The 22,866-nt window shown below is 67.0% G+C and carries 19 protein-coding genes; 17 read left to right on the forward strand and 2 right to left on the reverse strand.

All coding sequences use genetic code 11. The annotated features are described in order from the left end of the window. Positions 1 to 88 precede the first annotated feature (88 nt). Complete coding sequence (locus P0Y43_RS25350) at positions 89 to 2,035, reverse strand: BCCT family transporter (protein ID WP_275640228.1); 1,947 nt, start codon at positions 2,033 to 2,035, stop codon at positions 89 to 91. 477 nt (positions 2,036 to 2,512) lie between these two features. On the opposite strand from P0Y43_RS25350, the gene betI reads away from it, so the two are divergent. The 7 genes from betI to trxC all read left to right on the forward strand — a co-directional run bounded on the left by betI (position 2,513) and on the right by trxC (position 13,857). Next, positions 2,513 to 3,178: a transcriptional regulator BetI gene (betI, locus tag P0Y43_RS25355; protein ID WP_275639990.1), complete on the forward strand. Its 666-nt coding sequence runs from the start codon at positions 2,513 to 2,515 to the stop codon at positions 3,176 to 3,178. A gap of 30 nt (positions 3,179 to 3,208) precedes the next feature. Beyond that, a complete protein-coding gene (betB, locus tag P0Y43_RS25360; RefSeq protein WP_275639991.1) occupies positions 3,209 to 4,681 on the forward strand; it encodes a betaine-aldehyde dehydrogenase in 1,473 nt (490 codons plus the stop codon). 78 nt (positions 4,682 to 4,759) lie between these two features. Beyond that, entirely contained in the window at positions 4,760 to 6,457 is a 1,698-nt protein-coding gene (betA, locus tag P0Y43_RS25365) for a choline dehydrogenase (RefSeq protein WP_275639992.1), read from the forward strand. Positions 6,458 to 6,716: 259 nt separating this feature from the next. After that, positions 6,717 to 8,459, forward strand: a complete 1,743-nt coding sequence (locus P0Y43_RS25370) for a potassium/proton antiporter (protein ID WP_275639993.1) — start codon at positions 6,717 to 6,719, stop codon at positions 8,457 to 8,459. 36 nt (positions 8,460 to 8,495) lie between these two features. After that, positions 8,496 to 11,798: a mechanosensitive channel MscK gene (gene mscK, locus P0Y43_RS25375; protein WP_275639994.1), complete on the forward strand. Its 3,303-nt coding sequence runs from the start codon at positions 8,496 to 8,498 to the stop codon at positions 11,796 to 11,798. Positions 11,799 to 11,913: 115 nt separating this feature from the next. Continuing rightward, the gene (gene selO, locus P0Y43_RS25380; RefSeq protein WP_275639995.1) at positions 11,914 to 13,374 is read left to right on the forward strand and encodes a protein adenylyltransferase SelO; all 1,461 of its coding nucleotides are present in this window, start codon (positions 11,914 to 11,916) and stop codon (positions 13,372 to 13,374) included. Between the two features lie 48 nt (positions 13,375 to 13,422). Continuing rightward, positions 13,423 to 13,857 carry a thioredoxin TrxC gene (trxC, locus tag P0Y43_RS25385; RefSeq protein WP_275639996.1) on the forward strand — a complete coding sequence of 145 codons (435 nt, stop codon included), beginning with the start codon at positions 13,423 to 13,425 and terminating at the stop codon, positions 13,855 to 13,857. 38 nt (positions 13,858 to 13,895) lie between these two features. Here trxC and P0Y43_RS25390 read toward each other — a convergent pair whose 3' ends face one another. Then, the gene (locus P0Y43_RS25390) at positions 13,896 to 14,669 is read right to left on the reverse strand and encodes a ParA family protein (protein WP_275639997.1); all 774 of its coding nucleotides are present in this window, start codon (positions 14,667 to 14,669) and stop codon (positions 13,896 to 13,898) included. A gap of 319 nt (positions 14,670 to 14,988) precedes the next feature. On the opposite strand from P0Y43_RS25390, the gene P0Y43_RS25395 reads away from it, so the two are divergent. The 10 genes from P0Y43_RS25395 to P0Y43_RS25440 are packed head-to-tail and all read left to right on the forward strand — an operon-like array spanning position 14,989 to position 22,830. Further along, complete coding sequence (locus P0Y43_RS25395) at positions 14,989 to 15,708, forward strand: beta-ketoacyl synthase chain length factor (protein ID WP_275639998.1); 720 nt, start codon at positions 14,989 to 14,991, stop codon at positions 15,706 to 15,708. Then, on the forward strand, positions 15,684 to 16,502 hold the full coding sequence (locus P0Y43_RS25400; RefSeq protein WP_275639999.1) for a lysophospholipid acyltransferase family protein: 819 nt from the start codon (positions 15,684 to 15,686) through the stop codon (positions 16,500 to 16,502). The genes P0Y43_RS25395 and P0Y43_RS25400 overlap by 25 nt, the downstream gene beginning before the upstream one ends. Next, entirely contained in the window at positions 16,471 to 16,743 is a 273-nt protein-coding gene (locus tag P0Y43_RS25405) for a phosphopantetheine-binding protein (RefSeq protein WP_275640000.1), read from the forward strand. The genes P0Y43_RS25400 and P0Y43_RS25405 overlap by 32 nt, the downstream gene beginning before the upstream one ends. Positions 16,744 to 16,752: 9 nt before the next feature. Next, entirely contained in the window at positions 16,753 to 17,007 is a 255-nt protein-coding gene (locus P0Y43_RS25410) for an acyl carrier protein (protein ID WP_275640001.1), read from the forward strand. Next, the gene (locus P0Y43_RS25415) at positions 17,004 to 17,549 is read left to right on the forward strand and encodes a hypothetical protein (protein WP_275640002.1); all 546 of its coding nucleotides are present in this window, start codon (positions 17,004 to 17,006) and stop codon (positions 17,547 to 17,549) included. Before P0Y43_RS25410 ends, P0Y43_RS25415 begins: the two co-directional genes overlap by 4 nt. Next, complete coding sequence (locus tag P0Y43_RS25420) at positions 17,546 to 19,225, forward strand: AMP-binding protein (RefSeq protein WP_275640003.1); 1,680 nt, start codon at positions 17,546 to 17,548, stop codon at positions 19,223 to 19,225. Before P0Y43_RS25415 ends, P0Y43_RS25420 begins: the two co-directional genes overlap by 4 nt. Beyond that, positions 19,218 to 19,952, forward strand: coding sequence for a glycosyltransferase family 2 protein (locus P0Y43_RS25425; RefSeq protein WP_275640004.1), 735 nt, complete (start codon positions 19,218 to 19,220; stop codon positions 19,950 to 19,952). The genes P0Y43_RS25420 and P0Y43_RS25425 overlap by 8 nt, the downstream gene beginning before the upstream one ends. Further along, positions 19,949 to 20,887 (forward strand): glycosyl transferase, encoded by a 939-nt coding sequence (locus tag P0Y43_RS25430; protein WP_275640005.1) that lies wholly within the window; start codon positions 19,949 to 19,951, stop codon positions 20,885 to 20,887. Before P0Y43_RS25425 ends, P0Y43_RS25430 begins: the two co-directional genes overlap by 4 nt. Next, positions 20,868 to 22,412 (forward strand): HAL/PAL/TAL family ammonia-lyase, encoded by a 1,545-nt coding sequence (locus tag P0Y43_RS25435; protein WP_275640006.1) that lies wholly within the window; start codon positions 20,868 to 20,870, stop codon positions 22,410 to 22,412. Before P0Y43_RS25430 ends, P0Y43_RS25435 begins: the two co-directional genes overlap by 20 nt. Next, positions 22,405 to 22,830: an acyl-CoA thioesterase gene (locus P0Y43_RS25440; RefSeq protein WP_275640007.1), complete on the forward strand. Its 426-nt coding sequence runs from the start codon at positions 22,405 to 22,407 to the stop codon at positions 22,828 to 22,830. Before P0Y43_RS25435 ends, P0Y43_RS25440 begins: the two co-directional genes overlap by 8 nt. Positions 22,831 to 22,866 lie beyond the last annotated feature (36 nt).

Raw genomic sequence — 22,866 nt, forward strand, 5'->3', positions numbered from 1 at the left:
CAACCAGGCAGCGGCCCAAGCACTACATGTTGCTCAACGAAAGAAGGGCCTGGCGCAAGCGCTCAGGCCCTGTTCGCAGGATGACCGATCAGCTGTACACCCGGCCCAACAACTGCCGGTGGCTTTCGAATTGATCCAGCACGTCACGCACGATCTGCTCCGGCGCGAAGCCCATCAGGTCGTACTCCTGGCTGCCGTCGTGCAGGTACACCTCGGCGCGGTAGAAGCGCTGGCGCACTTCCGGCGCGCCTTCGACCGGCGCTTCGCTCGGCGCGGCCAGGTAGCCGTCCAGGCTCACTTCGTAGACGAACGGGTTGCCCTCTTCCATCATCACCCGCAGGCCCATCTGGTTGCGCGACTGGCCAACCCGGGTCTCCACGCTGAAGCCCAGGGTGCGCAGCTGCTCGGCGGCTTCCTTGAGCGCCGGGCTGACCTGCTTGTCCATGAAGCGCTGCACCACCGCCTGGGTCGGCTGCAGGTCCAGCTGGCTGAGGCGCTCGCTGAAGCCGCGACGGCCACGGGCGGCCAGCTCGGCACGCTCGCCTTCGACGGCCACGTCCTGTTTCATGGCCTTGTACAGGCCGAACATGAACAGCACCAGCACCACCGAGAACGGCAAGCCGGCCAACACCACCATGGTCTGCATCGCCTCGAAGTTGCCGGCGAACAGCAGGCCGATGGTCACCAGGGTGATCACCACCGACCAGAACACCACCATCCAGTGCGGGGCGTCTTCGTCGACCTTGCCGCCTTTGCAGGAAAGGTTGGCCATCATCACCGCGCCGGAGTCGGCCGGGGTGAGGAACAGCACGAAGCCGACGAACACCGCCACGCCGATCACGATCTTCGCCGCCGGGAAGTATTCCAGCAGCTGGTAGATCGACATCGACGGCTGCTCAAGGGCGGTCTTGCCCAGCTCCACGGCGCCCTGGTTGATCACCAGGTCCAGCGCGGTGTTGCCGAAGATCGACAACCACGCCAGGGTGAAGCCCAGCGGGATCAACAGCACGCCGCTGACCAGCTGGCGCACGGTGCGGCCCTTGGAGATACGCGCGATGAACATGCCGACGAACGGGCCCCAGGAGATCCACCAGGCCCAGTAGAACACGGTCCACAGGCCCAGCCAGCGCTCGGACTTACCGGCCTCGCCCTCATACACATAGAGGTCGAAGGTCTTCAGCACGATGCCGTTGAGGTAGTCGCCGACGTTCTGCACGAAGCCGTTGAGCAGGTGCAGGGTCTCGCCGCCCAGCAGCACGAAGATCAACAGGCCGCTGAACAGCACGATGTTCAGGTTGGACAGGCGGCGGATGCCGTTCTCCACGCCCGACACCGCGGCCACGGTGGCCACGCCGGCCATGACCAGGATCACCACCAGCAGGTTGGTCTTGCTGTGGTCCATGCCGAACAGGTATTCCAGGCCCGAGGCCACCTGCATCGAGCCGATGCCAAGGTTGGTCACCAGGCCCAGCAGGGTCACGAACATGCCGAAGATGTCCACGGCGTTGCCCGCGGCCCCCTTGACCCAGCGCTCGCCGACCAGCGGGTACAACGCCGAGCGCAGTGCCAGCGGCTGGTTGTGGCGGTAGGCGAAGTAGCCGACGGCCAGGCCGACCAGGGCGTAGATCGCCCAGCCGTGCAGGCCCCAGTGCAGGAAGGTCAGTTGCAGGCCCTGGCGCGCGACCTCCAGGCTGGCAGGCGTGCCTTCCGGCGGATTGAAATAGTGGTCCAGCGGCTCGGAGGCACCGAAATACAGCAGCGAGATACCGATACCGGAGGAGAACAGCATGCCGGCCCAGGCGCCGTAGCTGAAGTCTGGGGTGTCATCCTTGCCGCCCAGCTTGAGCTTGCCGTAGTCGGAGAAGGCGATGGCCACGACGAACAGCAGGTAGCCGCAGATCACCAGCATGTAGTACCAGCCGAAGGTGCGCGTCAGCCACTTCTGGGCCACACCCAGGAGCTGGCCGGCGGTTTCGGGAACAGCGATCAACAAGGCAGTCAGAACAAGGATCATCAGCGCGGAGGTGAAGAACACCACGCGGTTGACCCGTACCCTCTCGGCGGGGGGCTTGGTTAGGGAGGCAGAACTCATTGCACGAATGCTCCGGGCAGTGCGGCAGTGGAGGCTAATCAGTGTGTTCCCGCGCAATTGGTGCAATAGCCCCACTGCTACAGGTGTTATAAAAGCAACCTGGAAACCGTGATCCCGAATCGAATCGTTGCAAAAAAACAGATCCGAGCCCGCTCCAAAGGCCCCTCCGCACGGCCTGTGACCGTTCGGCAGAATCTGAACTTGCCTCGCTCATGCCCGTCAACGCCTTGTATTCCGGGGGTTACGCGATTTCCTGGGGTGCCACTTCGTGCCTGCTCGACCGCCCGAAAAGCTGTCAATGGCACAAATTGTCGCAGAGCTTATTCTTTATTGATTGAACGTTCAATCAAAACAAAATAGACTGGCCTTCGCCGAGGCAGCCGCGTGTCGTCTGCCCGCAGGCCTGAGGAGAATCGCAAGATGCCCAAGGTCGGTATGCAACCCATCCGCCGCCAGCAGTTGATCGACGCCACGTTGCAGGCGGTCGACCAGGTCGGGCTGGGAGATGCCAGCATTGCGCTGATTGCCCGTTTGGCCGGTGTGTCGAACGGCATCATCAGTCACTACTTTCAGGACAAGAACGGCCTGATCGCAGCGACCATGCGCCACCTCATGAATGCGTTGAGCGAAGGCACCGTCGCCCGTCGACAGGCCCTCACCGACGACAGCCCGCGGGCGCACCTGAGAGTGATCGTCGAAGGCAACTTCGACGCCACCCAGGTCAGCGGCCCGGCAATGAAAACCTGGCTGGCCTTCTGGGCCGCCAGCATGCACCAGCCGTCCTTGCACAGGTTGCAGCGGATCAACGATCACCGCCTGTACTCCAACCTGTGCTGCCAGTTCCGCCGCGTCCTGCCGCTCTACCATGCGCGCAAGGCAGCCCGCGGGCTGGCGGCCCTGATCGACGGCCTGTGGCTGCGCGGAGCACTCTCGGGCGACGCGTTCGACACCGAGCAGGCAATACGGATCGCCTACGAATACATGGATCTACAACTGGCTAAGCAGCACGACCTGGACACCGACCCCCAGGCGACTGAACGATCGCACGCCGCGACTGCCAAACCGGCAGGAGCGCGACGCGGCTAGCCGCACACACACTGCACTTGCGAGGACACTATGGCCCGTTTTGGAACGCAAAAACTCTACATCGATGGTGGTTATGTCGACGCTGGCAGCGATGCCACTTTCGAAGCCATCAACCCGGCCAACGGCGAAGTCCTCGCCCACGTGCAGCGTGCCACCCAGGCTGACGTCGAGAAAGCCGTCGAGAGCGCCGAGCGCGGTCAGAAAGTCTGGGCCGCGATGACCGCCATGCAGCGTTCGCGCATCCTGCGCCGCGCCGTCGACATCCTGCGCGAGCGCAACGACGAGCTGGCCATGCTGGAAACCCTGGACACCGGCAAGTCGTACTCGGAAACCCGCTACGTCGACATCGTCACCGGCGCCGACGTGCTGGAGTACTACGCAGGCCTGGTGCCGGCCATCGAAGGCGAGCAGATCCCGCTGCGCGAGTCGTCGTTCGTCTACACCCGCCGCGAGCCGCTGGGCGTGACCGTCGGTATCGGCGCGTGGAACTACCCGATCCAGATCGCCCTGTGGAAGTCCGCCCCGGCCCTGGCCGCCGGCAACGCGATGATCTTCAAGCCGTCGGAAGTCACCTCGCTGACCACCCTGAAACTGGCCGAGATCTACACCGAGGCCGGCCTGCCGGACGGCGTGTTCAACGTGGTCACCGGCAGCGGCCGTGAAGTCGGCACCTGGCTGACCGAGCACCCGCGCATCGAGAAGGTCTCGTTCACCGGCGGCACCACCACCGGCAAGAAGGTCATGGCCAGCGCCTCCAGCTCTTCGCTCAAGGAAGTGACCATGGAACTGGGCGGCAAGTCGCCGCTGATCATCTGCGACGACGCCGACCTCGACAAGGCCGCCGACATCGCCATGATGGCCAACTTCTACAGCTCCGGTCAGGTCTGCACCAACGGCACCCGCGTGTTCGTCCCGGCAGCCCTGAAGGCCGCCTTCGAAGCCAAGATCGCCGAGCGCGTGGCGCGTATCCGCGTCGGCAACCCGGAAGACGAAAACACCAACTTCGGCCCGCTGGTCAGCTTCCCGCACATGGAAAGCGTGCTCGGCTACATCGCCAAGGGCAAGGAAGAAGGTGCCCGCGTGCTGTGCGGCGGTGAGCGCCTGACCAACGGCGACTTCGCCAAGGGCGCGTTCGTGGCCCCGACCGTATTCACCGACTGCACCGACGCGATGACCATCGTCAAGGAAGAGATCTTCGGCCCGGTGATGAGCATCCTCAGCTACGAGACCGAGGAAGAAGTCATCCGCCGCGCCAACGACACCGAGTACGGCCTGGCCGCCGGTGTCTGCACCAACGACATCAGCCGCGCCCACCGCATCATCCACAAGCTCGAAGCGGGCATCTGCTGGATCAACGCCTGGGGCGAGTCGCCGGCGGAAATGCCGGTTGGCGGCTACAAGCAATCGGGCGTCGGCCGTGAGAACGGCGTCAGCTCGCTGGCTCAATACACTCGCATCAAGTCGGTCCAGGTCGAGCTGGGCGGCTACAACTCGGTCTTCTAAGGCCCTGTTCAGCCACGCCCGTGCCCTTGCGCACGGGCGTTCCCGCTCCCTGACCACCGCCAACGAGGGTACTTTCGCATGTCCCAAGAATTCGACTACATCATCGTCGGGGCCGGCTCGGCCGGTAACACCCTGGCCACCCGCCTGACCGAAGACGCCGGCGTCACCGTCCTGCTGCTGGAAGCCGGCGGCCCGGACTACCGCTTCGACTTCCGCACCCAGATGCCCGCCGCCCTGGCCTTCCCGCTGCAGGGCCGCCGCTACAACTGGGCCTACGAGACCGACCCGGAGCCGCACATGGACGGCCGCCGCATGGAGTGCGGTCGCGGCAAGGGCCTGGGTGGCTCTTCGCTGATCAACGGCATGTGCTACATCCGCGGCAACGCCCTGGACTTCGACGGCTGGGCCAAGCTGCCAGGCCTGGAAGACTGGGCCTACCTGGACTGCCTGCCGTACTTCCGCAAGGCCGAGACCCGTGACATCGGCGCCAACGACTATCACGGCGGCGAAGGCCCGGTCAGCGTCACCACGCCGAAGGCCGGCAACAACCCGCTGTTCCACGCCATGGTCGAGGCTGGCGTGCAAGCCGGCTACCCGCGCACCGAAGACCTGAACGGCTACCAGCAGGAAGGTTTCGGTCCGATGGACCGCACCGTCACCAAGAAGGGCCGTCGCGCCAGCACCGCCCGTGGCTACCTGGACCAGGCCAAGCAGCGCCCGAACCTGACCATCGTCACCCACGCCCTGAGCGACCGCGTGCTGTTCGACGGCAAGCGCGCCATCGGCGTGACCTACCTGGTCGGCGACAGCGAAGAGCGCGTCGAGGCCCGTGCCCGCAAGGAAGTCATCGTCAGCTCCGGCGCCATCGCCTCGCCGCAACTGCTGCAACGCTCCGGCGTCGGCCCGCGCGCGCTGCTGGAAAGCCTGGACATCCCGGTGGTCCACGACCTGCCGGGCGTCGGCGAAAACCTGCAGGACCACCTGGAGCTGTACATGCAGTTCGCCTGCACCCAGCCGGTGTCGCTGTACCCCTCGCTGCTGTGGTGGAACCAGCCGGCCATCGGTGCCGAGTGGCTGTTCAACGGCACCGGCATCGGCGCCAGCAACCAGTTCGAGGCCGGTGGTTTCATCCGCACCCGCCCGGAGTTCGAGTGGCCGAACATCCAGTACCACTTCCTGCCGGTGGCGATCAACTACAACGGCTCCAACGGCGTGAAGGAACATGGCTTCCAGGCGCACATGGGCTCGATGCGCTCACCCAGCCGTGGTCGCATCCAGGCCAAGTCCAAGGACCCGCGCCAGCACCCGAGCATCCTGTTCAACTACATGGCCACCGAGCAGGACTGGCAGGAGTTCCGCGACGGTATCCGCCTGACCCGCGAGATCATGGCCCAGCCGGCGCTGGACGCCTACCGTGGCCGCGAGATCAGCCCGGGCGAGCACGTGCAGACCGACGAGCAACTGGACACGTTCATCCGCGAGCACGCCGAGACCGCCTTCCACCCGTCCTGCTCGTGCAAGATGGGCGAGGACGACATGGCGGTGGTCGATGGCCAGGGCCGCGTGCATGGCATGCAGGGCCTGCGGGTGGTCGATGCGTCGATCATGCCGATCATCATCACCGGCAACCTCAACGCCACCACGATCATGATCGCCGAGAAAATCGCCGACCGTATCCGTGGCCGCCAGCCGCTAGCGCGCAGCACCGCCAAGTACTACGTGGCCAATGGCGCGCCGGTGAAGGGCAAGGCGCTGCGTGAGGTGAAGCAGGGCTAAGCGTGCCGCCCTGTGGGTGCGGGCGAGATCCGCGATAGCGTAGGGCATGGCACCGCCGCTGCTCTGACGGGCGCTATCGCAGGGCAAGCCCGCCCCCACACCTCAGCACCACGGAAGGCACCTATACGGTGCCTTTTCTACATCTGCAGAAACGCTTTACATGCTGCCAATTCATCAGGTTAGAATCGATTGGCACGCGACATGCTAGTTCACTCGCCAGCACGTCTTCTTCCCCCGCGATGTACCGGAGTACCTGCCTTTGGATGCAAGCACCATCAACAGCCTGTTCCTGATCGGCGCATTGCTGGTGGGCGCAAGCATCCTGGTCAGCTCGCTGTCGTCGCGCCTGGGCATCCCCATCCTGGTCATCATCCTCGCGGTCGGCATGGTCGCCGGGGTCGATGGTGGCGGCATCATCTTCAACAACTACCCGACCGCCTACCTGGTGGGCAACCTCGCCCTGGCGGTGATCCTGCTCGATGGCGGGCTGCGCACGCGGGTGGCGAGCTTCCGCGTGGCGCTGTGGCCGGCGCTGTCGCTGGCCACCGTGGGCGTGCTCATCACCACCGGGCTGACCGGCATGGTCGCCGCCTGGCTGTTCGACCTGAGCCTGATCCAGGGCCTGCTGATCGGCGCCATCGTCGGCTCCACCGACGCCGCGGCGGTGTTCTCGCTGCTCGGCGGCAAGGGCCTGAACGAACGGGTCACCGCCACCCTGGAAATCGAGTCGGGCAGCAACGACCCCATGGCGGTGTTCCTCACCGTCACCCTGATCGACATGATCGCCAGCGGCCAGACCGGCCTGCACTGGAGCCTGCTGACCCACCTGCTGCGCGAATTCGGCATCGGCGGACTGCTGGGCCTGGGCGGCGGCTGGCTGATGCTGCAACTGGTCAACCGCATCAACCTGGCCGGCGGCCTGTACCCGATCCTGGTGGTGGCCGGCGGCCTGGTGGTGTTCTCGCTGACCAACGCCCTGCACGGCAGCGGCTTCCTCGCCGTGTACCTGTGCGGCCTGGTGCTGGGCAACAAGCCGATCCGCAGCCGCCACGGCATCCTGCACATGCTCGACGGCATGGCCTGGCTGGCGCAGATCGGCATGTTCCTGGTGCTCGGCCTGCTGGTCACGCCCCACGACCTGCTGCCCATCGCCCTGCCCGCCCTGGGCCTGGCGCTGTGGATGATCCTGGTCGCCCGGCCGCTGTCGGTGGTCGCCGCGCTGCTGCCGTTCAAGGCCTTCCACGGCAAGGAAAAGGGCTTCATCTCCTGGGTCGGCCTGCGCGGCGCGGTGCCGATCATTCTCGCGGTGTTCCCGCTGATGGCCGGCCTGCCCGACGCCCAGCTGTTCTTCAACCTGGCGTTCTTCATCGTGCTGGTGTCGCTGCTGGTGCAGGGCACCAGCCTGCCGTGGATGGCCAAGCTGCTGAAGGTCACCGTGCCGCCGGACCCGGCCCCCATCTCCCGTTCCGCGCTGGAGGTGCACATCACCAGCGAATGGGAGCTGTTCGTCTACCGCCTGGGCGCGGAAAAATGGTGCATCGGCGCCGCCCTGCGCGAACTGAAGATGCCCGAGGGCACGCGCATCGCCGCGCTGTTCCGCGGCGAGCAACTGTTGCACCCATCGGGCAGCACGGTGCTGGAAGTCGGTGACATGCTCTGCGTGATCGGCCACGAACACAACCTGCCCGCCCTCGGCAAGCTGTTCAGCCAGGCCCCGCAGCGCGGCCTGGACCTGCGCTTCTTCGGCGACTTCGTCCTCGAAGGCGATGCCGAGCTCGGCGCGGTGGCAGCGCTTTACGGCCTGAAACTCGACGGCCTGGACGCGAAAATGCCGCTGGCACAGTTCATCCGACAAAAGGTCGGAGGCGCTCCAGTAGTAGGCGACCAGGTCGAATGGCACAGCACGATCTGGACCGTGGCGACGATGGACGGGAACAAGATCCAGAAAGTGGGCGTCAGATTCCCCGAAGGCACTCGACCCGGCCCCGGGTTGTTCCTCTAAACTGCGTTTTTCGCCCGGTCCACAAGATTTCTGCCTATGTCCCTGCGCGTGTATTGCCGCGCAGCCCTGCTCGGGCTGTGCCTGTCCCTCTCGTTCGCCACCCTGGCGGCCGAGGTCCCGACCGCCACCAGCGTCCAGACCAGCCTCGACAAGATCGCCGAGCGCAAGCTGCCCGAAGCCGAGCAGAAGAACCTGCAGCAGGTGCTGGAGCAGACCCTGGCGCTGCTTGCCAGCCAGGAAGACAGCGAGAACAAGCTCGCCGCGCTCAAGCAACAGCTGGCCAGCGCCCCCCAGGAAACCCGCGACAACCAGCGTGAGCTGGCCAAGCTCAAGGACAGCAAGACCACCCCGGTGGCCCAGCGCTACGCCAGCCTCAACGTGCCGCAGCTCGAACAGATGCTCAGCGAGCGCAGCACCCAGCAAGGCGAGCTGCAGAAGGCGCTGTCCGAAGCCAACAGCCTGATCATCAACTCGCAGACCCGCCCCGAGCGCGCCCAGGCCGAGATCAGCGCCAACCAGACCCGCGCCCAACAGATCAACAACACCCTCAAGGCCGGCAAAGACAACGGCAAGGCACTGTCCGCCGACCAGCGCAACCAGCTCAACGCCGAGCTGGCCTCGCTCAACGCCCTGACCGTGCTACGCCGCCAGGAACTGGCCGGCAACGGCCTGCTGCAAGACCTCGGCAATGCCCGCCACGACCTGCTGATCGAGCGCGCCACGCGCCTTGAACAGGAGATCCAGGACCTGCAGACGCTGATCAACGAAAAGCGCCTGGCGCAGTCGCAGCAAACCGTCACCCAGCAGTCGATCGAGGCGCAGAAAGCCGGCGGCAGCACCCTGTTGGCCAACGAGAGCGCGGCCAACCTCAAGCTCTCCGACTACCTGCTCAAGAGCACCGACCGGCTCAACGAACTGACCCAGCAGAACCTGCAGACCAAGCAGCAGCTCGACAGCCTGAGCCAGGCCGACCAGGCCCTGGACGAGCAGATCAACGTGCTCAAGGGCAGCCTTCTGCTGTCGAAGATCCTCTACAAGCAAAAGCAGGCGCTGCCGCACCTGAAGGTCGACCGCGACCTGGCCGACCAGATCGCCGACATCCGCCTGTACCAGTTCGAGGTCAACCAGCAGCGCGAGCAAATGAGCAGCCCGGTCAGCTACGTCGACAAGCTGCTGGCCAACCAGCCCCAGGAAGATGTAACGCCCGCCCTGCGCAAGGCCTTGCTGGAGGTGGCGATCACCCGCAGCGACCTGCTCGAGCGCCTGAACCGCGAGCTCTCGGCGCTGCTCAACGAATCGATCACCCTGCAACTGAACCAGAAGCAACTGCTGAGCACCGCGCAGAACCTGCGCACTACCCTCGAAGAGCAGATGTTCTGGATCCCCAGCAACAAACCCCTGGACTGGGAATGGCTGCGCTACGTGCCCGAGCGCCTGGCCGACCAGGTCGCCAGCCTGCCCTGGGGTTCGGGGGTCAAGGAGCTGGCCGACGGCCTGATCCAGCGCCCGCTGCTGTTCCTGCCGCTGCTGCTGGCGATCGGCGCGCTGCTGTGGCGGCGCACTTACCTGTACCACCGCCTGAACAAGGTGCACCAGGACATCGGCCACTTCCGCCGTGACAGCCAGTGGCACACGCCACAGGCGATCCTGATCAACATCCTCCTGGCACTGCCGTTGAGCCTGGCGCTGGCCCTGGGCAGCTACGCCCTGCAGATCGACGCCCGCGGGCAGAACGCCAACCTCGGCGCCGCGCTGTGGCAACTGGCCCAGGCCTGGCTGGTGTTCTACACCGCCTACCGCATCCTGGCCCCAGGGGGCGTGGCCGAAGTGCACTTCCGCTGGCACAAGCCGCAGGTCGAGTTCCTGCGCGGCTGGGTGCGCCGCCTGGGCACCGTGGTGCTGGCGCTGGTCGGCGTGGTGGCGGTGGCCGAGCACCAGCCCTCGGCGCTGGCCGACGACGTGCTCGGCATCGGTGTGGTGCTGACCTGCTACGCGCTGATGGCCTGGCTGCTCAGCCGCCTGCTGCTGAGCAGCCCGGCGCACCGCGACACCTCGCTGTTCCGCAAGGCCGTCGGGGTGGCCTTCACCGCCCTGCCGATCGCCCTGTTCGTGGCGGTGTGCTTCGGTTACTACTACACCGCGCTGAAGCTCACCGACCGGCTGATCTACACCCTGTACCTGCTGCTGTTCTGGCTGGTGATCGAGGCTGCGTTCGTGCGTGGCCTGTCGGTGGCGGCGCGGCGCCTGGCCTACCAGCGCGCGCTGAGCAAGCGCCAGGCGGCCAAGGAAGGGCTCGATGGCGAGGTGGTGGTCGAGGAGCCGACCCTGGACATCGAGCAGGTCAACCAGCAGTCGCTGCGGTTGATTCGCCTGGCCCTGCTCGGCGGTTTCATCGGCGGTTTGTACTGGGTCTGGTCGGACCTCATCTCGGTGTTCGCCTACCTCAACAACATCACCCTGTACGAATACTCCAGCGGCACCGGCGCCGCCGCCAGCCTGGTGCCGATCAGCCTCGGCGACCTGCTCGGCGCGCTGGTGATCGTCGGCATCACCTTCGCCCTGGCCGGCAACTTGCCGGGCTTGCTGGAAGTGCTGGTGCTGTCGCGGCTGAACCTGGCCCAGGGCAGCGCCTACGCCACCACCACGCTGCTGTCGTACGCGATCGCCGGCATCGGTTTCGTCAGCACCCTGTCGACCCTCGGGGTCAGCTGGGACAAGCTGCAATGGCTGGTGGCGGCGCTGTCGGTGGGCCTGGGCTTCGGCATGCAGGAGATCTTCGCCAACTTCATCTCCGGCATCATGATCCTGTTCGAGCGCCCGGTGCGCATCGGCGACACCATCACCATCGGCAACCTGTCCGGCACGGTGAGCAAGATCCGCATCCGCGCCACCACCATCACCGACTTCGACCGCAAGGACATCATCGTCCCCAACAAGACCTTCATCACCGGCCAGCTGATCAACTGGTCGCTGACCGACACGGTCACCCGGGTGACCCTGAAGCTGGGCATCGACTATGGCTCGGACCTGGACCTGGTGCGCGAGCTACTGCTCAAGGGCGCCCACGAGAACCCACGGGTGCTCAAGGACCCGGAGCCGATCGTGTACTTCCTCAACTTCGGCGAAAGCTCGCTGGACCACGAGCTGCGCATGCACGTGCGCGACCTGGGCGACCGCAACCCCACCCTGGATGAGATCAACCGCTACATCAACCGCGAGTTCAAGGCGCACAACATCAAGATTTCGGTGCGTCAGGTGGAGGTGTTCCTGATGGACACCCAGGGCGGCAAGCAACAGTTGATCTTGCAGGAGGGGGGCGACGGCGCCAAGCCGGCATGACTGGACGCCACCGGGCCTGACCGCCCAGAATGCGGGCGAGGGCTGCGCCCTCGGTCGCGGGCCTGCCCCGCGATCGGGCCGCATCGCGGCCCTTCCACCGATCCCGGAGCCGCCCGTGAAATCGCTCGACCAACTGACCTTCGACAACCGCTTCGCCCGCCTGGGCGACACCTTCTCCACCCAGGTGCTGCCCGACCCCATCGCCGACCCGCGTCTCGTGGTGGCCAGCGAAGCGGCCATGGCCCTGCTCGACCTCGACCCCGCGCAGGCCGAACTGCCGGTGTTCGCCGAACTGTTCAGCGGCCACAAGCTCTGGGAAGAGGCCGACCCACGGGCGATGGTCTATTCCGGCCACCAGTTCGGCTCCTACAACCCCCGCCTGGGCGATGGCCGTGGCCTGTTGCTGGGCGAGGTGCTGAACGACGCCGGCGAGCACTGGGACCTGCACCTCAAGGGCGCCGGCCAGACCCCGTATTCACGCATGGGCGACGGCCGCGCCGTGCTGCGCTCGTCGATCCGCGAGTTCCTCGCCAGCGAAGCCCTCAGCGCGCTGGGCATCCCCAGCAGCCGCGCGCTGTGCGTGATCGGCTCGAGCACCCCGGTGTGGCGTGAAGCCCGCGAAAGCGCGGCGATGCTGCTGCGCCTGGCGCACAGTCATGTGCGCTTCGGCCACTTCGAATACTTCTACTACACCCAGCAGCCCGAACAGCAACGCGTGCTGATCGACCACGTGCTGGAACAGCACTACCCCGAATGCCGTGACGCCGAGCAGCCATACCTGGCGATGTTCCGCAGCATCGTCGAGCGCAACGCCGAGCTGATCGCGCGCTGGCAGGCCTATGGCTTCTGCCACGGGGTGATGAACACCGACAATATGTCGATCCTGGGCATCACCTTCGACTTCGGCCCCTACGCCTTCCTCGACGACTTCGACGCCAACTTCATCTGCAACCACTCCGACGACCGTGGCCGCTACAGCTACGCCAACCAGGTGCCGATCGCCCACTGGAACCTCAGCGCGCTGGCCCAGGCGCTGACCACGGTGATCGAGGTGGAAGCGTTGAAGGAGGCGCTGGGCCTGTTCCTGCCGCTGTACCAGGCGCACTACCTGGACCTGATGCGCCGCCGCCTGGGCCTGACCACTGCCGAGGACGACGACCTGGCGCTGGTCGAGCGCCTGCTGCAGCGCATGCAGAGCGGTGGCGTGGACTACACCCTGTTCTTCCGCCGGCTCGGCGAGCAGCCGGTGGCCGAGGCGTTGAAAGTAGTGCGCGACGACTTCGTCGACCTGGCCGGCTTCGATGCCTGGGGCCAGGACTACCTGGCGCGCTGCCAGCGCGAGCCGGGCAACGCCGAGGGGCGACGTGAGCGAATGCATGCGGTGAACCCGTTGTACGTGCTGCGCAACTACCTGGCGCAGAAGGCCATCGAGGCGGCGGAGGCGGGGGACTACAGTGAAGTGCGGCGCTTGCATCAGGTATTGTCCACGCCGTTCGAGGAACAGCCGGGGATGCACGCCTACGCCGAGCGCCCGCCGGAGTGGGGCAAACACCTGGAAATCAGTTGCTCCTCATGAACAACGCCCGCGCCTACAAAGGTCCGCGCACATCGAACAGGAAATGCCATGCCTGACCCATTAGTAATCCCCTGCCCCCACTGCAATGGCCTCAACCGCCTGCCCGCCGAACGCCTGGGCGACAGCCCCAAGTGCGGCCGCTGCAAGCAGCAAGTGCTGCTGGCCACCCCCTTCGACCTCAACGAGGGCAGCTACGCCGCGCAGATCAAGGGCGACCTGCCGCTGCTGCTGGACGTCTGGGCCGACTGGTGCGGGCCGTGCAAGTCGTTCGCCCCGGTGTTCGAACAGGCCGCCCGCCAGCTCAGCGGCCGCTGCCGCCTGGCCAAGCTCGACAGCGAGGCCAACCGCAACCTGGCGGGGCAACTGGGTATCCGTTCGATTCCCAGCCTGATCCTGTTCAGGAATGGCCGGGAAGTGGCGCGGCAGGCGGGGGCGTTCCCCCTGCCGTCATTGCTCGAGTGGTTGCGTTCGCAAGGCATCTGACTCCCCACGCGATCCCTGTAGGCTTGCCCCGCGAACCCTCAGGCACTGCGCTCCAACAGGTCATGCAACTCGACGAACTGCTGGGTCAGCTTGTGCCGCGGCTCCAAGTGAATCAGCGGCAGGCTCGCATGGTGCGACTCACGCATCTTCACCGAACTCCCCAGGTACACCGGCAACACCGGCAAGCCCTCGGCCAGCAGCTCGTCGAGCATCTGCTGCGGCAGGCTGGCGCGTGACTGGAACTGGTTGACCACGATGCCCTCGACCACCAGGTCCTCGTTGTGGTCATCCTTGAGCTCGTCGATCTCCGCCAGCAGCCCATACAGCGCCTGGCGCGAGAAACTGTCGCAGTCAAAGGGGATAAGCACGCGATCAGCGGCGATCAACGCTGAAACCGCATAAAAATTCAAGGCTGGCGGGGTATCGATGTAGATCCGCTCGTAATCCTCGTCCAGCTCGTCTAGCAACTTCCTCAGCTTGTTGATCTTGTGCTTGGCCTCGAGCTTGGGCTGCAGGTCGGCCAGCTCCGCGGTGGCGGTGACCACGTGCAGGTTGTCGAAGGGCGTTTCGTAGATATCGACCGTGTTCTTCTTGGAAAACGGCCCGCTGGACAGGCTCTGCTTGAAGAAATCGGCGATGCCCATGGGAATGTCATCACCGGTCAGCCCGGTCAGGTACTGGGTCGAGTTGGCCTGGGCATCCAGGTCGATCAGCAGGGTCCGGTAGCCTTCATTGGCACTGACCGCCGCCAGGTTGCAGGCAATGCTCGACTTGCCCACGCCCCCCTTCTGATTGAACACCACGCGCCGCATGAGAGACCTCCGTGTATCAACGAATGCCCGAGTATGTGTCGCCGAACCGGCAATGGCCAGCACCTCTTCGCTCAAGTTGCCAGGCCTCCGACCGACAACCTTTCCTGACCGACCGTCGGAAATTGCTTATGCGATCTGTCAACTTTGACGCGTTCCAGCCGAGATGCTGTCTGAGTTCAAATATGTAACAGCCAATTGCTACACACCTCCGTCACCGGGATAATGCCTGCTACTCGGCGAAATGCCTCCCCTGCAAGGTCTGTGTTCCGAGTCATTCCCACGGCAAGGAAGTCCCTCAGGGCGGGAAGTAACAAGCATCGTGATCAGCTTCGATATCAGCCAATGGCGCGCCTGGGCCCCCGGCCTGCAGACGCCTGCCGACTGGCAGTCCTGGGCCGCAGGGGCCCCGCTCGCGCCCGTCGACGGGCAGGCGCCGGACGTGTCGTTCCTGCCGGCCATGCAGCGCCGTCGCCTCAGCCACCTGGCACGCATGGCCTTCGCCGTGGGCTGGCCGCTGGCCGAAGGGCAGGCGCCGATGCCGCTGGTGTTCGTCTCGCGCCACGGCGAGACCCCGCGCACGTTCTCGATCCTCAGCGAACTGGCCGGGCACCAGCCGCTGTCGCCCACCCAGTTCAGCCTCTCGGTGCACAACGCGGTGATCGGCCTGTGGTCGATCCTGCGCGGCGAAACTTGCGAGATGACGGCGCTGGCCGCCGCCGGCGACGGTTTCGAGCACGGCCTGCTGGAGGCCGCCGCGCTGCTGCGCGAAGGCGCGCCGGCGGTGCTGCTGATCGTCGCCGAGGAGCAGCCGCCCGAGGTCTACGGCCCGTGGATCGACGATGTGCCCTTCGCCTATGCCGTGGCCCTGCGCCTGACGGCCGGCGAGCAATGGCACCTGAGCCTCGGCCAGCCGTCGCCAAGCGCTGAAAGCCCCGCACTGCCCCATGCCCTGAGCTGGCTGCAAGCCGAGCTCGGCACCACCCAAGCCTTTACCCACACCTGGAAGCGTCGCGCATGGAACTGGCAACGACAGCCCTAGACCGGCCCCGCGACGCCTTCTACTGGCGCCTGCTGGCCACCGCCCTGAGCTTCGCCCTGTTCGGCGTGGGCGGCCTGTGCCTGCGCCTGCTGGTGTTCCCCTTGCTGGCGTGCCTGCCCGGCGACCGCGCGCGCCACCGCGAACGCGCCCGGCGCACCATCGGCTGGCTGTTCTGGCGCTTCGTGCGCTTCATGCGCGCCGCCGGCGTGCTCACCTACGAGGTGCAGGGCGCCGAACGCCTGGGCCGACCCGGCCAGATGATCATCGCCAACCACCCGTCGCTGATCGATGTGGTGTTCCTCATCGGCCTGGTGCGCCAGGCCAATTGCGTGGTCAAGCACAGCCTGTTCGGCAACCCGTTCACCCGTGGCCCGGTGCGCGAAGCCCAGTACATCGGCAACGACGGCAGCATGGACATGCTCGACAGCGCCGTCGCCACCCTGCAGCAGGGCCAGCCGCTGATCATCTTCCCCGAAGGCACGCGCACCCCGCCCGGCCAGACGCCCACCTTTCATCGCGGCGCCGCGGCCATCGCCCTGCGCGGTGCGAAGATCATCACGCCAGTAACCCTTCGCGTCAGCCCCACCACCCTGACCAAGCACGAGCCCTGGTACCGCATTCCCTGCCGCCGCGTGCACTTCAGCCTCCACGTCGGCGCCGACATCGACCCGCAGGCCTATGCCGCCCTCGGCCCGGCGCCGATCGCCTCGCGTCGGCTCAACGACTTCCTGCACCAGCACTACATAAAGGAGCTCGCCTCAGATGAGCGATCCACAGCAAGACCTGCACCGTGACATCAAGCAACTGATCATCGACGCCCTGGGCCTGGAGGACATCAGCGTGCAGGACATCGACGACCAGCAGACCCTCTTCGGCGAAGGCCTGGGCCTGGATTCGGTGGACGCCCTGGAGCTGGGCCTGGCGATCCAGAAGCGCTACGGCATCAAGATCGACGCCGACGCCAAGGACACCCGCACCCACTTCACCAACGTCGCCACCCTCGCGGCGTTCGTCACCGCCCGTCAGGCTGCCTGAGACCGCCCCATGCAAACCCGTGAAGACATCTTCAACATCCTGCGCGACGCCCTGGTCGAGCTGTTCGAACTGGAGCCCGAGCGCGTCACCCTGGACGCCCACCTGTACCAGGACCTGGAGATCGACAGCATCGACGCCGTCGACCTGATCGACCACATCAAGCGCCAGACCGGCAAGAAGATCGCCGCCGACGACTTCAAGTCGGTGCGCACCGTCAATGACGTGGTCGAGGCGGTGCACCGCCTGGTCAACCCCGCGGCATGAAACGCCTGGTCGGCCTCGGCCTGCTGCTGGCCGGCGTGCTGTACCCATTCGCGGTGCATTTCGGCATGGCCCATTTCGCCCCCTGGCAATTCGGCCTGCTGCTCGGCGGCCTGTGGCTGGCCCGTGCACTGAGCACGCCGCGCCGTCCGGGCAGCCTGTGGATGGCGCTGGTGGCGCTGGCGTTCTGCGCGCTGCTGGGGCTGTCCGACAGCCCGCAGTTGCTGCGCTGGTACCCGGTGCTGATCAGCGTCTTCATGCTCACCCTGTTCGGCGCCAGCCTGCTGCGCGGCATGCCGGTGGCCGAGCGCCTGGCGCGCCTGCGCGACCCGCAACTGCCGCCCCACGCGGTGCGCTACACGCGCCGGGTGACCCAGGTGTGGTGCCTGTTCTTCCTGGTCAACGGCCTGGTCGCCAGCGCCCTGACCCTGTGGGCGCCGCTGGCCTGGTGGACCCTGTACAACGGCCTGATCGCCTATGCCGCGATGGGCCTGCTGTTCGTCGTCGAATGGCTGATAAGACAACGTGTGCGAGGACGCTCATGAACTGGATCAACCCCGAACACCTGCTGCGTCCGCTGGATGCGCCGCGCCAGGTGACCCAGGCCCCGGCCTTGGACCATGCCCAGCTGTGCCGGCACGCCCTGCGCCTGGCGGGTGGCTTGCAGCAGCGCGGCGTGAAGCGCCTGGCGCTGCACCTGGAAGACGCCGCCGCCCTGGCCATCGCCCTGCTCGGCGCCTGGCGCGCAGGCGTCGAGGTGCTGCTGCCCGCCGACCTGCAACCGGCCACCCGCGAACGCTGGCACGGCCAGGTCGACCTGTGGCTCAGCGACCAGCCCGCCGACGAAAGCCTGTTCAGCCTGGTCGGCGACGCCCTCGAACCCGCCGACCTGGACCTCGACGCCTGCCGCATCAGCCTGTGCACCTCCGGCTCCAGCGGCGAGCCCAAGCGCATCGACAAGCGCTTGCGCCAGCTGGCCAACGAGGTCAACGCCCTGGAACAGCTGTGGGGCGAGGGCCTGGGCGAGGCCTGGATCATCGGCAGCGTCGCCACCCAGCACATCTACGGTTTGCTGTTCCGCGTGCTTTGGCCACTGTGCGCCGGGCGCGGTTTCGAGCGCCGCCAACTGCCCTTCCCCGAAGACCTGCAACGCGCCAGCCGCGAGCACCCGGCGTTCGCCTGGGTGGCCAGCCCGGCGCTGCTCAAGCGCATGGGCGACAACCTCGACTGGCCGGCACTGAGCACGGTGCGCCGGGTGTTCTCCTCGGGCGGCGAACTGCCCGCCGCAGCCGCAAGCAGCCTGCACCAGCGCCTGGGCCAGTGGCCGACCGAGATCCTCGGCAGTTCCGAGACTGGCGGCATCGCCTGGCGCCAGGGCCAAACCCCCTGGCAGCCGTTCGCCGACGTGCGCCTGAGCCAGGACGAGCACGGCGCCCTGCGCATCGCCTCGCCCTATTTGCCCACCGGGCACGTCGAGCAGGGCGCCGATGCCGTCGAGTTCACCGACGATGGGCGCTTCCGCCTGCTGGGCCGCCTCGACCGTATCGTCAAGCTCGAGGAAAAACGCATTTCCCTGCCCATGCTCGAGCAGGCCCTGGCCGCCCACGCCTGGGTCGCCGAGGCGCGCCTGGGGGTGATCGAGGAAGGCCGCGCCTACCTCGGCGCCCTGGTGGCGCTGGCCCCGGCCGGCCTGCACGCCTTGCGCAACCAAGGCCGCCGCAGCGTGGTCGAGGGGCTGCGCAAGCACCTGGCCGGGCACTGCGAAGCACTGGCCTTGCCGCGCCGCTGGCGCCTGGCGCGCCAGTTGCCGCTCAATGCCCAGGGCAAGCTGCCCCAGGCCGACCTGCAAGCGCTGCTGCTGGCCTCGCGCAGCATGGCACCCGAGGTGTTGGAAGACACCCGACAGGGCGAGGCGCTGCACCTGCGCCTGGCCGTGCCGCTGGACCTGGCCTGCTTCCCTGGGCACTTCCCGCAGACCCCGGTGCTGCCAGGCGTGGTGCAGGTCGACTGGGCCATCGCCCTGGCCGCCTCGCACCTGAACCTGACTCAGCGCTTCGCCGGCATGGAAGTGCTCAAGTTCCAGCAGTTGGTGCGCCCGGGTGATGAGCTGCTGCTGACCCTGCGTTTCGATGCCGAGCGCGGCAAGCTGTACTTCACCTACACCTGCGCCGGGCAAGCCTGCTCCAGCGGCCGTATCGTGCTGGAGGCCGCCTGTGCATAAGCCTTGCGCGGTGATCCCGGTGTACAACCACGAGCAGGCCGTGCCCCAGGTGGTCGACGACCTGCTGCGCGCCGGCCTGCCCTGCGTGCTGGTCGACGACGCCAGCCACGCCCCCTGCGCCCAGGTGCTGGGCCAACTGGCCGAACGCGACGACGTGTACCTGGTGACCCTGCCGCTCAACCAGGGCAAGGGCGGCGCGGTGATGGCCGGCCTGCGCGAAGCGGCGCGGCTGGGCTTCAGCCATGCCTTGCAAGTGGATGCCGACGGCCAGCACGACCTGGGCGACGTCCGCCATTTCCTCGACCAGTCGCAGGCTTATCCACAGGCGCTGGTGTGCGGTTATCCACAGTACGACGCCAGCGTGCCCAAGGGCCGCCTGTACGCCCGCTACCTGACCCACGTGTGGGTCTGGATCAACAGCCTGTCGCTGCAGATTCCCGACTCGATGTGCGGCTTTCGCGTCTACCCGCTGCCCGCCACCCTGGCGCTGATCGACAGCGTGAGCCTGGGCCGGCGCATGGACTTCGACCCGGAGATCCTCGTGCGCCTGGCGTGGCGCAACCAGCCCATGCGCTGGCTGCCGACCAAGGTGCACTACCCGCAGGACGGCCTCTCGCATTTCCGCCTGTTCCACGACAACGCGCTGATCTCGAAGATGCACGCCAAGCTGTTCTTCGGCATGCTCGCGCGTGCGCCGCTGATCCTCTGGCGCAGGTGGCAGGCATGAGCAGCCAGCCCCAGCACTGGGCCGAACACCAGGAGCGCGGCAGCTTCTGGCTGATGAAACTCACCGCCGCCCTGGCGCGCCTGTTGGGCCGGCGCGTGCTCAGCCCGCTGATTCACCTGATCGTCGCCTACTTCTTCGTCTTCGGCGGCCGCGCCCGGCGCAGCGCCTGGCAGTACCAGCAGCGCCTGCACCGCTGGAGCGCCGGGCACACCGAGGCGCCCAGCCAGTGGCGGGTGTTCCGCCAGTTCATGGCCTTCGCCGAAGCGTTGCTGGACAAGCTCGACGTGTGGAACGGTCGCCTGCGCCTGGACCAGATCGACATCGACGACCCGGCCAACCTGCGCCAGCAGCTGCGCGGCGAACGCGGGCAGATGCTGGTCGGCGCGCACCTGGGCAACCTGGAGGTGTGCCGCGCGCTGGCCGAGCTCGGCGAGCAGGTGACCATGAACGTGCTGGTGCACACCCGCCACGCCGAACAGTTCAACCGCCTGCTGGGCGAGGCCGGCGCCACGCACCTGCGGCTGATCCAGGTCAGCGAGCTGGACCCGGCGGTGATGCTGCAACTGTCCGAGCGCCTGGAGCGCGGCGAGTGGCTGGCCATTGCCGGCGACCGCGTGCCGCTGCATGGCGGGCGCACCGTCGAGGTGGACTTCCTCGGCCAGCGCGCGGCCTTTCCCCAAGGGCCATGGCTGCTCGCCGGGCTGCTCGGTTGCCCGCTAAACCTGTTGTTCTGCCTCAAGCACCAGGGCCGCTACCGGGTCACCCTGGAGCCGTTCGTCGAGCGCCTGCACTGGCGCCGCGGCCAGCGCGAGGCGGTAATCGCCGAATGGACGGCGCGCTACGCCGAACGCCTGGGCCACTACTGCCGCCAGGCGCCGCTGCAATGGTTCAATTTCTACCCCTTCTGGAAGACCGATGACGATGCATCCGCATGAGCCCGTGACCTTCGGCGAATCGCCGCTGGCAATCGAAGACGTCCTGGCCGTGGCCGAGCGCCGCGCGCCGTCGCGCTTGCAGGACGACGCCGCGTACCGCGAGCGCATCGCCCGTGGCGCGCGCTTCCTCGACACCTTGCTGGACAAGGAAGGGGTGATCTACGGCGTGACCACCGGCTACGGCGACTCCTGCGTGGTCGCCGTGCCGCTGGAGCACGTCGAGGCCCTGCCGCGCCACCTGTACACCTTTCACGGCTGCGGCCTGGGCCGTCTGCTCGACGCACCCGCCACCCGCGCGGTGCTGGCGGCGCGCCTGCGCTCGCTGAGCCACGGCGTGTCGGGGGTGCGCCTGGAGCTGCTGGAGCGCCTGCAAGCGTTCATCGAACACGACATCCTGCCGCTGATCCCCGAAGAGGGCTCGGTGGGCGCCAGCGGCGACCTGACGCCACTGTCCTACGTGGCCGCCGCGCTGGCCGGCGAGCGTGAGGTCCTGTACCAGGGCGAGCGCCGCGACAGCGCCGCAGTGCACCGCGAACTGGGCTGGCAGCCGCTGGTGCTGCGCCCCAAGGAAGCCCTGGCGCTGATGAACGGCACCGCGGTGATGACCGGCCTGGCCTGCCTGGCCTATGCCCGCGCCGACTACCTGCTCAAGCTGGCCACGCGCATCACCGCGCTCAACGTCATCGCCCTGCAAGGCAACCCCGAGCACTTCGACGCGCGCCTGTTCGCCGCCAAGCCACACCCCGGCCAGACCCAGGTCGCCGCCTGGCTGCGCCAGGACCTGGCCATCGACGCGCCGCTGCCGTCGCTGCACCGCCTGCAAGATCGCTACTCGCTGCGCTGCGCCCCGCACGTGCTGGGGGTGCTGGCCGACAGCCTGGGCTGGCTGCGCGGCTTCATCGAAACCGAGCTCAACAGCGCCAACGACAACCCGATCATCGACGGTGAAGAGGAGCGCGTGCTGCACGGCGGGCACTTCTACGGCGGGCACATCGCCTTCGCCATGGACAGCCTCAAGACCCTGGTGGCCAACGTCGCCGACCTGCTCGACCGCCAGCTCGCACTGCTGGTGGACGTGCGCTACAACCATGGCCTGCCGAGCAACCTGTCCGGCGCCGATGCCGACCGGGCGATGATCAACCACGGCTTCAAGGCCGTGCAGATCGGCGCCAGCGCCTGGACCGCCGAAGCCCTCAAGCAGACCATGCCAGCCAGCGTGTTCTCGCGCTCCACCGAGTGCCACAACCAGGACAAGGTGAGCATGGGCACCATCGCCGCGCGCGACGCCCTGCGCGTGCTGGAGTTGACCGAGCAGGTCGCCGCCGCGACCTTGCTGGCGGCCAACCAGGGTGTCTGGCTGCGCGCCCGCCAGGCCGACGCCCGCCCGCTGCCACCAGCCCTGGCGCACATGCACGAGGCCCTGCTGGAAGACTTCGCCCCGGTAATCGAAGACCGCGCCCTGGAGCGCGACCTGCGCCTGTGCCTGGCGCGCATCGGCGCACGCCACTGGAGGCTGCATGCGTAACCCCGGGGTGTTCCACGTCGACAGCGAGGTGGTGGTGCCGTTCTTCGACGTCGACAGCATGCACATCGTCTGGCACGGCCATTACGTGAAGTACCTGGAGGTCGCCCGCTGCGCCCTGCTCGACCGCCTGCAGCACAACTACCTGCAGATGCAGGCCAGCGGCTACGCCTGGCCGGTGATCGACCTGCAACTGCGCTACATCCGCGGCGCCACCTTCGGCCAGCGCCTGAGCGTGCGCGCCAGCCTGGTGGAATGGGAGAACCGCCTGAAGCTGCACTACCTGATCAGCGACGCCGCCACCGGCGAACGCATGACCCGCGCCAGCAGCGTGCAGGTGGCGGTGCACCTCGAAAGCGGCGAGATGCAGCTGGCGTCGCCGCAGGTGATGCTCGATGCCGTCGCCAAGGTGCTGCCATGACCGCCGCGCCGCCGCGCCCTGTAGGAGCGGTCTTGC

Origin of the sequence: Pseudomonas entomophila (genome assembly GCF_029193575.1) — a bacterium.
Lineage (GTDB): Bacteria > Pseudomonadota > Gammaproteobacteria > Pseudomonadales > Pseudomonadaceae > Aquipseudomonas > Aquipseudomonas entomophila_G.

Excerpts from the sequence above, each read along its gene's own strand:
- P0Y43_RS25390 (WP_275639997.1), bottom strand. The coding sequence starts at position 14,669 with ATGCGGCGCGTGGTGTTCAATCAGAAGGGGGGCGTGGGCAAGTCGAGC.
- P0Y43_RS25430 (WP_275640005.1), top strand. The coding sequence starts at position 19,949 with ATGAGCAGCCAGCCCCAGCACTGGGCCGAACACCAGGAGCGCGGCAGC.
- betB (WP_275639991.1), top strand. The coding sequence starts at position 3,209 with ATGGCCCGTTTTGGAACGCAAAAACTCTACATCGATGGTGGTTATGTC.
- betI (WP_275639990.1), top strand. The coding sequence starts at position 2,513 with ATGCCCAAGGTCGGTATGCAACCCATCCGCCGCCAGCAGTTGATCGAC.
- P0Y43_RS25410 (WP_275640001.1), top strand. The coding sequence starts at position 16,753 with ATGCAAACCCGTGAAGACATCTTCAACATCCTGCGCGACGCCCTGGTC.
- P0Y43_RS25420 (WP_275640003.1), top strand. The coding sequence starts at position 17,546 with ATGAACTGGATCAACCCCGAACACCTGCTGCGTCCGCTGGATGCGCCG.
- P0Y43_RS25400 (WP_275639999.1), top strand. The coding sequence starts at position 15,684 with ATGGAACTGGCAACGACAGCCCTAGACCGGCCCCGCGACGCCTTCTAC.
- P0Y43_RS25415 (WP_275640002.1), top strand. The coding sequence starts at position 17,004 with ATGAAACGCCTGGTCGGCCTCGGCCTGCTGCTGGCCGGCGTGCTGTAC.
- trxC (WP_275639996.1), top strand. The coding sequence starts at position 13,423 with ATGCCTGACCCATTAGTAATCCCCTGCCCCCACTGCAATGGCCTCAAC.
- P0Y43_RS25435 (WP_275640006.1), top strand. The coding sequence starts at position 20,868 with ATGACGATGCATCCGCATGAGCCCGTGACCTTCGGCGAATCGCCGCTG.
- P0Y43_RS25440 (WP_275640007.1), top strand. The coding sequence starts at position 22,405 with ATGCGTAACCCCGGGGTGTTCCACGTCGACAGCGAGGTGGTGGTGCCG.
- P0Y43_RS25405 (WP_275640000.1), top strand. The coding sequence starts at position 16,471 with ATGAGCGATCCACAGCAAGACCTGCACCGTGACATCAAGCAACTGATC.
- betA (WP_275639992.1), top strand. The coding sequence starts at position 4,760 with ATGTCCCAAGAATTCGACTACATCATCGTCGGGGCCGGCTCGGCCGGT.
- mscK (WP_275639994.1), top strand. The coding sequence starts at position 8,496 with ATGTCCCTGCGCGTGTATTGCCGCGCAGCCCTGCTCGGGCTGTGCCTG.